This is a genomic window from Bradyrhizobium sp. Pa8 (assembly GCF_052588265.1).
Window position 1 is genome coordinate 5,807,709 of sequence record NZ_CP176767.1, and the last position, 12,782, is coordinate 5,820,490.

Genomic DNA, 12,782 nt, shown 5'->3' on the forward strand with positions numbered 1-12,782 from the left:
CCCTGCCCTCAAGGCCTCGGGAGGGGCGCCGATGCCCGGCCGTGAAGGCCGGGCATGAAAGGTCGTATTACTCGGCTGCTTCCGACGTCGGCGCCGGTCCCACCTTGGAGTTGTGCAGGTCGACGTTGAGGCCGAGCGAGCGCATTTCCTTGACCAGCACGTTGAACGATTCCGGAATACCGGCCTCGAACGTGTCGTCGCCGCGAACGATCGCCTCGTACACCTTGGTACGGCCGGCGACGTCGTCCGACTTCACCGTCAGCATCTCCTGGAGAGTGTACGCCGCGCCGTAAGCCTCGAGCGCCCACACTTCCATTTCGCCGAAGCGCTGGCCGCCGAACTGCGCCTTGCCGCCCAGCGGCTGCTGGGTGACGAGCGAGTACGGACCGATCGAACGCGCGTGGATCTTGTCGTCCACAAGATGGTGCAGCTTGAGCATGTAGATGTAGCCCACCGTCACCTTGCGATCGAAGGCATCGCCGGTACGGCCGTCATAGACGGTCGACTGACCCGAAGCGTCGAGACCGGCAAGTTTCAGCATCTCCTCGATGTCGGCTTCCTTGGCGCCGTCGAACACCGGCGTCGCGATCGGCACGCCGCGGCTCAGATTGTGACCGAGCTCGATCAACTCGTTGTCGTTGAGCGACTTGATCGTCTCGTCCTCGCCGTAGACCTTCTTCAAGGTTTCCTTCAGCGGCTTGATGTCCTGCTTCGACAGATAGGCATCGACCGTCTGGCCGATACGCTTGCCGAGGCCGGCGCAAGCCCAGCCGAGATGGGTCTCGAGGATCTGTCCGACGTTCATGCGCGAGGGCACGCCGAGCGGATTGAGCACGATGTCGGCATGCGTACCGTCTTCGAGGAACGGCATGTCCTCGATCGGCACGATCTTCGACACCACGCCCTTGTTGCCGTGACGGCCGGCCATCTTGTCGCCGGGCTGGATCTTGCGCTTCACTGCGACGAAGACCTTGACCATCTTCATCACGCCGGGCGGCAATTCGTCACCGCGCTGAAGCTTCTCGACCTTGTCGAGGAAGCGCTGTTCCAGCCCCTTCTTCGACTCGTCGTACTGCTTCCGCATGGCCTCGATCTCGGCCATCAGCTTGTCGTTCGGCGAAGCGAACAGCCACCACTGCGACTTCGGGTACTCCTCGAGCACCGCACGGGTGATCTTGGTGTCCTTCTTGAAGCCCTTCGGGCCCGCAATGCCCTGACGTCCTTCAAGGAGCTCGGCAAGACGGTTGTAGACGTTGCGGTCCAGGATCGCCTGCTCGTCGTCGCGGTCCTTGGCCAGACGCTCGATCTCTTCCCGCTCGATCGCCAGCGCACGCTCGTCCTTGTCGACGCCGTGACGATTGAACACGCGCACTTCCACGATCGTGCCCTGCACGCCCGGAGGAACGCGCAGCGAGGTGTCGCGAACGTCGGAGGCCTTTTCGCCGAAGATGGCGCGCAGAAGCTTTTCTTCCGGCGTCATCGGGCTTTCGCCCTTCGGCGTGATCTTGCCGACCAGGATGTCGCCGGCGCGCACTTCCGCGCCGATGTAGACGATACCGGCTTCGTCGAGGTTCTTCAGCGCTTCTTCCGAGACGTTCGGAATGTCGCGGGTGATTTCCTCAGGGCCGAGCTTGGTGTCGCGGGCCATCACCTCGAATTCCTCGATGTGGATCGAGGTGAAGACGTCTTCCTTCACGATCCGCTCGGAGAGCAGGATCGAGTCTTCGAAGTTGTAGCCGTTCCACGGCATGAACGCGACCAGCACGTTGCGGCCGAGCGCGAGCTCGCCGAGATCGGTCGACGGACCGTCGGCGATGATGTCGCCCTTCTTGACGATGTCGCCGACCTTCACCAGCGGACGCTGGTTGATGCAGGTCGACTGGTTGGAGCGCTGGTACTTCATCAGACGGTAGATATCGACGCCCGACTTGGTCGGATCGAGATCTTCCGTGGCGCGGATGACGACGCGGGTCGCGTCGATCTGGTCGATCACGCCCGAACGGCGCGCCGCGATCGCGGCGCCCGAGTCACGCGCAACCACGCCTTCCATGCCGGTGCCGACGAACGGCGCCTCGGCGCGAACCAGCGGCACCGCCTGGCGCTGCATGTTCGAGCCCATCAGCGCGCGGTTGGCGTCGTCGTTCTCGAGGAACGGGATCAGCGCCGCGGCGACCGAAACGAGCTGCTTCGGCGACACGTCCATGTAGTCGACCTTGTCCGGCGTCACCGGCAAGACTTCGCCGGCGTGACGGCAGACCACGAGATCCTCGGTGAAGCGGCCCTTCGGATCGAGCGGCACGTTGGCCTGCGCGACCGTGTAGCGGCCCTCTTCCATCGCCGAGAGGTACACGACCTCGTCGGTGACGCGGCCGTCCTTGACCTTGCGGTACGGCGTCTCGACGAAGCCGTACTTGTTCACGCGCGCGAAGGTCGCGAGCGAGTTGATCAGGCCGATGTTCGGACCTTCCGGCGTCTCGATCGGGCAGATGCGGCCGTAATGCGTCGGATGCACGTCGCGCACCTCGAAGCCGGCGCGCTCGCGGGTCAGACCGCCCGGTCCAAGCGCCGAGAGGCGGCGCTTGTGGGTGATCTCCGACAGCGGGTTGGTCTGGTCCATGAACTGCGAGAGCTGCGAGGAGCCGAAGAACTCGCGCACGGCGGCAGCCGCCGGCTTCGCGTTGATCAGGTCCTGCGGCATGACCGTGTCGATGTCGACCGAGGACATGCGCTCCTTGATCGCGCGCTCCATGCGCAGCAGACCGATGCGGTACTGGTTCTCCATGAGTTCGCCGACCGAGCGCACACGGCGGTTGCCGAGATGGTCGATGTCGTCGATCTCGCCCTTGCCGTCGCGCAAATCCACCAGCGTCTTGATGACGGAGAGGATGTCTTCCTTGCGCAGCGTACGCTGGGTGTCGGGCGCATCGAGGTCGAGGCGCATGTTCATCTTGACGCGGCCGACCGCGGACAGGTCGTAGCGCTCGGCGTCGAAGAACAGCGACTGGAACATCGCCTGCGCCGAATCCAGCGTCGGCGGCTCGCCCGGACGCATCACGCGGTAGATGTCGAACAGCGCGTCCTCACGCGTCATGTTCTTGTCGGCCGAGAGCGTGTTGCGGATGTAGGCGCCGACATTGACGTGGTCGATGTCGAGCAGCGGCAGTTCCTTGTAGCCCTGCTCGTTGAGGGCCTTCATCGACTTGTCGGTGATCTCTTCACCGGCTTCCGCGTGGATCTCGCCGGTCTTCGGGTTGACGAGGTCCTCGGCGAGATAGTTGCCGACGAGTTCCTCATCGGACAGCCGCAGCGCCTTCAGGCCCTTCTCCTGCATCTGACGCGCACCGCGCACGGTGAGCTTCTTGCCGGCCTCGAGCACGACCTTGCCGGTGTCGGCGTCGATCAGGTCGTTGATGGTCGAGTAGCCGCGGAAACGGTTGGCGTCGAACGGAACGCGCCAGCCTTCCTTGGTCCGCTTGTAGAGAATCTTCTTGTAGAACGTGGACAGGATCGCCTCGCCGTCGAGGCCGAGCGCGAACATCAGCGACGTCACCGGAATCTTGCGGCGACGGTCGATACGCGCATAGACGATGTCCTTGGCGTCGAACTCGATGTCGAGCCAGGAGCCGCGATACGGGATGACGCGGGCGGCGAACAGCAGCTTGCCCGAGGAATGGGTCTTGCCCTTGTCGTGGTCGAAGAACACGCCGGGCGAGCGGTGCATCTGCGAGACGATGACGCGCTCGGTGCCGTTGACGATGAAGGTGCCGTTCATCGTCATGAGCGGGATGTCGCCCATGTAGACGTCCTGCTCCTTGATGTCCTTCACCGACTTCGCGCCGGTTTCCTCGTCGATATCGAACACGATGAGGCGCAGCGTCACCTTGAGGGGTGCCGCGAAGGTCATGCCGCGCTGACGGCACTCGTCGACGTCGTATTTCGGCTGTTCGAACTCGTAGCGGACGAATTCCAGCATCGAGGTGCCCGAGAAGTCGGAGATCGGGAACACCGAGCGGAACACCGCCTGCAGGCCCTCGTCGAGACGCCCGCCCGCGGGTTCGTCGACCATCAGGAACTGGTCATAGGACGCCTTCTGAACCTCGATGAGGTTCGGCATCTCGGCAACTTCCTTGATGTGTCCGAAAAACTTGCGAACGCGTTTGCGACCGGTGAATGTCTGCTGCGCCATCGTGGCCTCTCATTTCGTCGCCCGCTCTGGGCGCGCCGTCCGGGACGCGGCTGCCGCCGCTCCCCGGGTTGAATTTTTCGAACCCGTTTCGGGGACTAAAAATCCAGTTTCAGGCCGTCATGTCCTGAATCTGTTCTTCAGACCTTCAAAACGCAAAACGACGCGCGGGGCGCATAGGCACGCCCGCCCGTCTCAACGATTGTCTTCACGGACTGCAAAAGCCCGAAATAGCCTGCTCTCCCAACGGCTTACAGGGAAATCCGGCATCCCTGCCCACCGCGCTTTCGTGCTGCCGAACCGATATGGGGCGACAATAGTGAAGATTCGAGGGGTTAACCCTCAAATCCTCACACTTTTTCGTGTTCGGCCTGCGTCGGGGCGTTCCGTCGCACGCCTTTTGCATATTGCCCACCCCTTTGAGAGGGTGGACCGAGACCCCGGTCTCGCTGATGCTCGCCCCGGGATCTCGCGCCAGTAAGCGTTGCTTACTTGAGCTCGACCTTCGCGCCAGCCTTCTCGAGCTGGACCTTGATCTTCTCGGCTTCGTCCTTGTTCACGCCTTCCTTGACAGGCTTCGGCGCGCCCTCGACGAGGTCCTTTGCTTCCTTCAGGCCCAGGCCGGTGATGGCGCGGACTTCCTTGATGACCTCGATCTTCTTGTCGCCGGCGGCGGCAAGAACGACCGTGAACTCGGTCTTCTCTTCAGCCGGAGCGGCGGCAGCGCCACCACCAGCCGGGCCGGCCACGGCGACAGCCGCGGCAGCCGAAACGCCCCACTTCTCTTCGAGGAGCTTCGCGAGTTCGGCAGCTTCGAGCACGGTGAGGCTCGAGAGGTCGTCAACGATCTTCTGCAAGTCAGCCATTGTTCAGTTTCCTTGAATGTAAGTCTGGTTCGGGTTTGAGTTTTGCGAAGTGCGTCAGGCCGCTTCGCCCTTTGAGGCATGAGCCTGGATGACGCGCGCGAGCTTGCCCGCGGGCGCGTTGGCGAGCTGAGCGAGCTTGGTCGCCGGGGCCACAAGCAGGCCGACGATTTTTGCACGCAGTTCGTCAAGCGACGGCAGCGAGGCCAGAGCCTTCACGCTGTCGACATTCAGGACGGTCTTTCCCATCGAGCCGCCGATGATGACGAACTTTTCATTCGTCCTGGCGAATTCGACGGCGACCTTCGGCGCCGCTACCGGATCGTCCGAAGTGGCGATCACGGTCGGCCCCTTCAGCATGGGACCGATGGCAACGACGTCAGTGCCTTCAAGAGCAATTTTGGCGAGACGGTTCTTCGAGACCTTCACCGAGGCACCAGCCTGCTTCATCTGCATGCGCAGCTTCTGCATCTGGGCAACGGTCAGGCCGGAATATTGAGCAACGACCGCGACGCTCGTGGTCTTGAAGACCCCATTGAGCTGTTCGACCGCTTCCTTTTTTGCCGCTCGTTCCACAGCAAGCTCTTTCCGGTTGGCGGTCATCGCGAGAAGCGGGACCGCCGGGTTGCACCCATCGTCCCACCCAAAACCTGAACCTCGGGGCCAAAACCCCTGGGACACGCGCCGGGCGAGACGACAATTCAAAGCCTGCCCTCCGGGAGCCCTTAAGGCCCACGGCGTGTCGAGGTCCGAACCAGACCCGTTTCGCAAGCCAGCCGTTAAAGCTGGGCGCGAAGTGAAATCCGGTCTTCACCCGTCTATGCAGGCCATGCGATTAAGCCGTTGAGAAATCGAAATTTCCCGCGAGCGCCTGCAGTCTTGGACAGGACAAGGTCAGCCGGCGAACCGCCCGACCCCTGCCCGCACTCCACCAACTGACGGGTTTTCTTTCCTTCTCGGGCAAATCCTCACGGACGTCCTGAAAAGGAATGATCTCCTGTCTTGTCGGGTTTTCGGAATGCGTGCACGAACGCGCCAGCCGAGGCCGGCACGTCCGGAAGCGGTTCTTTAACCGCTCGGAGCCCGCTTGCCAAGAGCAAAATTCGCACCAGTTCCAATCCGTTGCCGGCCGGGCTTGAGGCGGCCCGACAAGGGCCGACTTAGGCCGATTTGACCGCGTATGGCAGCGGCTTGCCCGCGAAGAATGCCGCCAGGTTCGCCAGCACGCAATTCTGCATGGCGACGTGCGATTCGAGGGTGTGGCCGCCGATATGCGGGGCGAACACGACATTGGGGAGCGCCGTCAGCGCGTCGGGGGCGTGCGGTTCCTTCTCGTAGACGTCGAGGCCGGCGCCCGCGATGGTCCTGTCGGAGAGCGCCGCGACCAGGGCCTTCTGGTCGATGACGGAGCCGCGGGAGATGTTGACGACATAGCCGTGCTCCCCGAGACGCCCGAGGATATCGGCGTTGACGACGTGCTGGGTCTCGGCCCCTGCCCGGACCGCGATCATCAGCACGCTGCACCAGTCGGCGAGCGCCTCCAGCGTCGGGAAATATTGATAGGGCAGATCGTATTTGCTGCGGCTGAAATAGCCGACCTCGCTCTCGAATGCGGCGCAGCGCGCTGCGATCTTGCGGCCGATCTCGCCCATGCCGTAGACGCCGATGCGGCGGCCGGGCATGCCCGCCTGCGGCCGCATCATCGGCGACTGCTTTGAGCCGGCCCAATCGCCGCTGCGGACATATTGGTCGGCGACCAGGATCCGCCGCGTCGTCGCCAGCATCAGGGTCATCGCGATATCGGCGACGGAGGCCGCGTTGGCGCCGGGGCTGTGGCCGACCGCGATGTTGCGCGCGGCGGCCGCCTTCAGGTCGACGCCGTCATAGCCCGTACCGTAGCAGACGATGGCGCCGAGCTTTGGGAACAGGTCCATCGCCTCAGCCCCGAGCGGCGAGCCGCCGGCGGTGAGCATCGCGCGGATGCCGCCGAGCTCATCGGCCGAAAACACCTCGCGCGCCGGCTTGCCGCCGGTGTCGAGCAGTTCGAACCGCTCGGCGAAACGCGCCATCATCGTCTTCGGGAAGCGCGAGTAGATCAGGACCTTGTCAGCCATTTTTTCTTGTTTCCCGGTTCTTGTTTCCGATGAACGCCACAAACGACGAGGGGCGGAATCGGTTGCCCAATTCCGCCCCTCGCCTCATGCAATTTCCAAACCTCAGCCGAGGCAAGCCTTAACCGAGAATGGTGCCCGGCTCGACCTTCACGCCCGGGCCCATCGTCGAGGACACCGCTACGCGCTGGATGTAGGTGCCCTTGGAGCCAGCCGGCTTCGCCTTCGAGACCGCATCGGCGAGAGCCTTGATGTTCTCGACCAGCTTCTCCTCGGAGAACGAGGCCTTGCCGACGCCGGCCTGCAAGATGCCGGCCTTCTCGACGCGGAACTCGACCGAGCCGCCCTTGGCTCCCTTCACCGCACCGGTGACGTCCATGGTCACGGTGCCGATCTTCGGGTTCGGCATCAGGCCGCGCGGGCCGAGCACCTTACCGAGACGGCCGACCAGCGGCATCATGTCGGGGGTGGCGATGCAGCGGTCGAAATCGATCGAGCCGTTCTGCACCTTCTCGACCAGGTCTTCGGCACCGACGACGTCGGCGCCCGCAGCCTTGGCCTCATCAGCCTTGGCGCCGCGGGCGAACACGCCGACGCGGAGCGTACGGCCGGTACCGTTCGGGAGGGTCACGACGCCGCGGACCATCTGGTCGGCGTGACGTGGATCGACGCCGAGATTGATCGCGACCTCAATGGTCTCGTCGAACTTCGCCTTGGCGCGTTCCTTGACCATCTTGATGGCGTCCGCGAGCGGGTAAAGCTTTTCGCGGTCAACACCTTCGCGGGCTTTGTTCAAACGCTTTCCGATTGCCATGACCGCTTACCCCGCCACTTCCAGACCCATCGAACGGGCAGAGCCCTCGACCATCTTCATGGCCGACTCGATGGAATCGCAATTGAGATCCTTCATCTTCTTCTCGGCGATCTCGCGCACCTGCGCCTTGGTCACCTTGCCGGCCTTGTCACGGCCCGGCGCCTTCGAGCCGGACTGGATCTTGGCGGCCTGCTTGAGGAAGAAGGACATCGGGGGCGTCTTCATCTCGAACGTGAACGAACGATCGGCGTAGATCGTGATCACGACGGGAATCGGGGTGTTCTTCTCTTCCTTCTGGGTCTGGGCGTTGAACGCCTTGCAGAACTCCATGATGTTGAGACCGCGCTGACCGAGCGCGGGACCGATCGGGGGCGAGGGATTCGCCGCACCGGCCGGGACCTGAAGCTTCAGGTATCCGGTCACTTTCTTTGCCATGTATCACTCCTGTTGTGCCGGCCAGGCCGGCGGTTTCAGGTTCGTGGTCTGGGTCGGATGCGGCTGGCAACCGCCCTCTCCCTCCCACGGCCTCTTGCTAGCGTGAGACCGAAGCCTCACGCCTCAATCGATCAGACCTTCTCGACCTGACCGAATTCCAGTTCGACCGGCGTGGCGCGGCCGAAGATCGACACCGCGACCTTCACGCGCGAGCGCGCCTCGTCGATTTCCTCGACCACACCCGAGAACGAGGCGAACGGGCCATCGGCCACGCGCACGTTCTCGCCGATCTCGAACGACACCGACGCCTTCGGCCGTTCCACGCCCTCCTGCACCTGGTGCAGGATGCGCATGGCCTCGGCTTCCGAGATCGGCATCGGCTTGTTCTCGGCGCCGAGGAAGCCCGTGACCTTCGGGGTGTTCTTGATCAGATGGAACGCCTCGTCGGTCAGCTTCATCTTCACCAGCACGTAGCCCGGGAAGAACTTGCGCTCGGCGTCGATCTTGCGGCCGCGGCGCACTTCCGTGACCTTCTCGGTCGGAACCAGCACCAGCTCGAACAGCTCCTCGAGCCCGCGCTGCTTGGCCTGCTCGCGGATCGATTCGGCGACCTTCTTCTCGAAGTTCGAGTAGGCGTGGACGATGTACCAGCGCTTGTCGGTCGATTGGGTTGCAGCGGCTGCTGTTGCCATCAGTGAATGCCCAAAAGGAAGGTGATGAGGTAACGGATGATCTGGTCGGCGGCGAAGAAGAAGATCGAGGCCACGGCGACCATCACGAACACCATGATGGTGGTGATCGTGGTCTCACGACGGGTCGGCCAGGTGACCTTGGCGGTCTCCGAGCGCACTTCCTGCAAAAACTTGAACGGGCTCACTGCCATCGTTTGATGTCCAACGTCCGTCGACAGACGCGAATGAATTTCAGGGATCCGAACAGCCGCCGTTGGCCCAGCCCTCTGTCTCGAAGGATGAGCCGGGAAACCGGGCTCGATTGTTCGGGGATTTCAAAGCCGCGCCGGAAATCCGCGTCTAACGGGCCGACTGCGAGTGCGGGGTAGATACTGCGGATGGGGCCAAAGGTCAAGATGTGGGCTGCCCGGGACACGCGCGGCCGAGGCCAGCGGACCCGATCCGGATCAAGGGCTTACCCGGTCCGCATGATCCACGGTCCGAGCTTGTCAGCCCGCCGCCGTCCTGCCTCTCGATCCTGATTGTCTGGGATTAGCTGGCAGGAGTGGCAGGGCTCGAACCTGCGACCCCCGGTTTTGGAGACCGGTGCTCTACCAATTGAGCTACACTCCTACGGACCCTCGCGTCACCGCACGGATCAGGGGCGCTTTCAAGCACAGGGGGCGGCTGGTTTGCAAGGGTGAAGCGCGCTGGCTTCGCTTGTTTGTGCCGCGCCTTCTGGGCCACAGTTCATTCCCGATAATGATGTGCCTCCGGGAGTGAACATGACTGCCACAGCCGCCGCCCAAGCCGCCACCGCGCCGAAAACCCCGCCTTTGCCCGAGGCCAGGCCGGAAACGCTGGGCCTGTCGCGCCCTCGCCTGCAGGCGATGTCGGACGCCTTCAAGCGCGCGATCGACAAGGGAACCATCCCCGGGGTGACCGTGCTGGTCGCCCGGCGCGGCCAGGTCGGCTGGTTCGAGGCGCTCGGCAAGCAGAGCCCGACCGGCTCCGCGCCGATGGCGCTTGATTCGATCTTCCGGATCTTCTCGATGACCAAGCCGATCGTGTCGGTCGGCGTCATGGCGCTGGTCGAGGATGGCCACCTGCTGCTTGCCGATCCCGTCGCCAAGTTCATTCCGGAATTCGCCAACCAGAAGGTCGGCGTCGTCAACGCCGGCAAGCTGGAACTGGTTCCACCGAAGCGGCCGATGACGGTGCAGGACCTGCTCCGCCACACCTCTGGTCTCACTTATGAGCACCAGGGCGACGGCCCCGTGCACAAGCTCTACCAGGAGTCCCGCGTGCGCAGCCGCAAGATCACCAATGCCGAACATGCCGCGCTGGTCGCGAGCTTCCCGCTGGTCTGCCATCCCGGCGACGAGTTCAACTACAGCCGCTCCACCGACATCCTCGGCCGCATCATCGAGGTCGTCAGCGGCAAATCGCTCGGCGCCTTCCTCACCGAGCGCATCCTCGCGCCGTTGCAGATGACTGAAACCGCCTTCTCCACCAGCGAAGCCAATGCCGGCCGGCTCGCTCAGCCGTTCGAAGCCGATCCCTGGACCGGCGACAAGGTCGCGCTGTTCAACATGCTCGAGCAGCCGGTGATGGAGTCCGGCGGCGGCGGCCTGGTCTCGACCACGATGGACTATGCCCGCTTCGCGCTGATGCTGCGCAACGGCGGCACGCTCGACGGCAACAGGATCATCGGCCGCAAGACGCTGGAGCTGATGGCATCCGATCACCTCGGACCGCACGTTGTGACCAACGGCACACTGCTGTCGCCGGGCCACGGCTTCGGCCTCGGCTTCGCCGTGCGCCGCGAGGCCGGCATCGCGCCGTTCCCCGGGAGCGTCGGTCAGTATTTCTGGAGCGGCATTGCGGGAACGTTCTTCTGGATCGATCCGAAGGAGGATCTGTTCGTCGTGTTTATGTCGCAGGGACCGGGGCAGCGCGACCACACGCGGACGCTGGTGCGGGATCTGGTTTACGCGGCGGTGGATTGAGGTCCGCTCTCGTGCCCCGGACGCGACGCAGCGCGTAGCGGTGCGTTGCTGAGCCGGGGCCCACGTCTCCGCGATCTCGAGCTCGGCTTTCTGGGTCCCGGCTCTGCGCTGCAGCGTTACACGCTGCAGCGCGTCCGGGACACGAGACCGTCAACTAATCGTCGCGCCGCCATCGATCACCATGGTCTGGCCGGTCATGAAGTCGCCGGCCTTCGATCCCAGGAACACGGCGGCGCCAGCGATCTCGTCGGGGATGCCGATGCGCAGCAGCGGCGAGCGCGAGGTCGAGGCCTTCAGGTTCTCCGGATTGTCCCACAGCGCCTTGGCAAAATCGGTCTTGATCAGGCCGGGCGCGATGCAGTTCACGCGGATGTTGTGCTTGCCGTATTCGCAGGCGAGGTTGCGCGCGAGCTGCATGTCGGCCGCCTTCGAGATCGCGTAGGCGCCGAGGATGGTCGAGCCTTTGAGGCCGCCGATCGAGGACACGATGATGATCGAGCCGTCCTTGCGCTCGATCATCTGTGGCACCACCATCGAGATCAGCCAGTTGTTGGCGACGATGTTGTTGTCGAGAATCTTCCTGAACTGATCGTCGGAGATGCCGGCGAGCGGACCGTAATACGGGTTCGACGCGGCGTTGCAGACCAGCACGTCGATCTTGCCGAAGGCGCGGTTGCTCTCGTCGATGAGATTTTGCAGATTTTCCTTCGACGAGATATTCGCGGCGATCGCAACCGCGGTGCCGTTGCCGAACTTGTCGTTGATGCCCTTCGCAACCTGGTCGCAGACATCGGCCTTGCGCGAGGAGATCACGACCTTGGCGCCGTGCTCGGCCATGCGCTCGGCGATCGCAAGCCCGATGCCGCGCGTCGATCCGGTGATGACGGCGACTTTCCCCTTCATGTCGAACAAGGTCATGCTTCTCTCCCAGATTATGGTTTGATTGGCTTGAAGCCTACACCGCGTCCGCGCGTGCGGACAACGGTGTCAGGCGAGCTTCTTCACTTCCGGTCCCGCCGGCTGATGCATCTCCGCGTGCGCATCGTCGGCGATCCACGGCTGCTGGTTCACCATCGGCAAACGCCAGACCGAGCGCTCGGGGCTCGAGAAATAATCGAGCCGCGTGATCGACACATTGTCGATGTCGAATGACAGCGCCCGCTCCACCTGGCCGTCGAGCGCGAGGCCGATCGCCGCCTTGATGGTGCCGCCATGCGCGACCGCAATGACGTCCTGCCCGCCTGCCTCGTTGTTGATCCGCTCAACGGTACGGCGCGTGCGGTTGTAGAGATCCATAAAACTTTCGCCGCCGGGCGCGGGCTCGTTGATGTCGGCGAACCAGCTCGAGCCAACGGGGCGGCTGGCGATGAACTGGGCGCGGTTCATACCTTGCCAGCGGCCAAGATTCTGCTCGGCGAGATCCGCTTCCCATTTCATCGACGCAGGCTTCGGGTAACCGGCCGCCCAGATCGCTTCCGCGGTCTGGTGGGTACGCATCAGATTGCTCGAATACCAGACCGCCTTGCGTGGCAGCACCTTGGCAACAGCGTTGAAGACGTAGGTGTCGCTGGTGTCGCAGGCGAGATCGCTCTGCCCGTAAATGTTGCCGCCGTCATTGCGCACCGGCGCATGACGAACCCACCACCACCGCGTCGTGACCACATTGGGCTTGTCTGCGCTTGTCATCGAAACTCTT

11 protein-coding genes and 1 tRNA gene are annotated in these 12,782 nt (G+C 63.6%); 1 reads left to right on the plus strand and 11 read right to left on the minus strand.

Annotation, left to right across the window (positions count from 1 at the left end):
- Positions 1-67 precede the first annotated feature (67 nt).
- From rpoB to ACKWRH_RS27495, 9 genes are all read right to left on the minus strand, one after another.
- Positions 68-4,186, minus strand: coding sequence for a DNA-directed RNA polymerase subunit beta (gene rpoB / locus ACKWRH_RS27455; RefSeq protein ID WP_028152884.1), 4,119 nt, complete (start codon positions 4,184-4,186; stop codon positions 68-70).
- A gap of 485 nt (positions 4,187-4,671) precedes the next feature.
- Positions 4,672-5,049 carry a 50S ribosomal protein L7/L12 gene (gene rplL / locus ACKWRH_RS27460; RefSeq protein ID WP_028152883.1) on the minus strand — a complete coding sequence of 126 codons (378 nt, stop codon included), beginning with the start codon at positions 5,047-5,049 and terminating at the stop codon, positions 4,672-4,674.
- Between the two features lie 54 nt (positions 5,050-5,103).
- Positions 5,104-5,622, minus strand: a complete 519-nt coding sequence (gene rplJ / locus ACKWRH_RS27465) for a 50S ribosomal protein L10 (RefSeq protein ID WP_445216056.1) — start codon at positions 5,620-5,622, stop codon at positions 5,104-5,106.
- Between the two features lie 584 nt (positions 5,623-6,206).
- Complete coding sequence (locus ACKWRH_RS27470; RefSeq protein ID WP_445216057.1) at positions 6,207-7,160, minus strand: 2-hydroxyacid dehydrogenase; 954 nt, start codon at positions 7,158-7,160, stop codon at positions 6,207-6,209.
- A gap of 118 nt (positions 7,161-7,278) precedes the next feature.
- The gene (rplA, locus tag ACKWRH_RS27475) at positions 7,279-7,971 is read right to left on the minus strand and encodes a 50S ribosomal protein L1 (protein WP_014494487.1); all 693 of its coding nucleotides are present in this window, start codon (positions 7,969-7,971) and stop codon (positions 7,279-7,281) included.
- A gap of 6 nt (positions 7,972-7,977) precedes the next feature.
- Positions 7,978-8,406 carry a 50S ribosomal protein L11 gene (gene rplK, locus ACKWRH_RS27480; RefSeq protein ID WP_006611824.1) on the minus strand — a complete coding sequence of 143 codons (429 nt, stop codon included), beginning with the start codon at positions 8,404-8,406 and terminating at the stop codon, positions 7,978-7,980.
- Positions 8,407-8,537: 131 nt separating this feature from the next.
- Complete coding sequence (gene nusG, locus ACKWRH_RS27485) at positions 8,538-9,098, minus strand: transcription termination/antitermination protein NusG (RefSeq protein WP_129268045.1); 561 nt, start codon at positions 9,096-9,098, stop codon at positions 8,538-8,540.
- Positions 9,098-9,289, minus strand: coding sequence for a preprotein translocase subunit SecE (secE, locus tag ACKWRH_RS27490; protein ID WP_007611620.1), 192 nt, complete (start codon positions 9,287-9,289; stop codon positions 9,098-9,100). The genes nusG and secE overlap by 1 nt, the downstream gene beginning before the upstream one ends.
- Before the next feature lie 345 nt (positions 9,290-9,634).
- A tRNA-Trp gene (locus tag ACKWRH_RS27495) sits at positions 9,635-9,710 on the minus strand.
- 152 nt (positions 9,711-9,862) lie between these two features.
- On the opposite strand from ACKWRH_RS27495, the gene ACKWRH_RS27500 reads away from it, so the two are divergent.
- Positions 9,863-11,086, plus strand: a complete 1,224-nt coding sequence (locus ACKWRH_RS27500; protein WP_445216058.1) for a serine hydrolase domain-containing protein — start codon at positions 9,863-9,865, stop codon at positions 11,084-11,086.
- 150 nt (positions 11,087-11,236) lie between these two features.
- On the opposite strand, the gene ACKWRH_RS27505 is transcribed toward ACKWRH_RS27500, so the two are convergent.
- Entirely contained in the window at positions 11,237-12,004 is a 768-nt protein-coding gene (locus tag ACKWRH_RS27505; protein ID WP_028152878.1) for an SDR family NAD(P)-dependent oxidoreductase, read from the minus strand.
- Positions 12,005-12,073: 69 nt separating this feature from the next.
- Complete coding sequence (locus tag ACKWRH_RS27510) at positions 12,074-12,772, minus strand: histidine phosphatase family protein (RefSeq protein ID WP_445216059.1); 699 nt, start codon at positions 12,770-12,772, stop codon at positions 12,074-12,076.
- Positions 12,773-12,782: the final 10 nt, after the last annotated feature.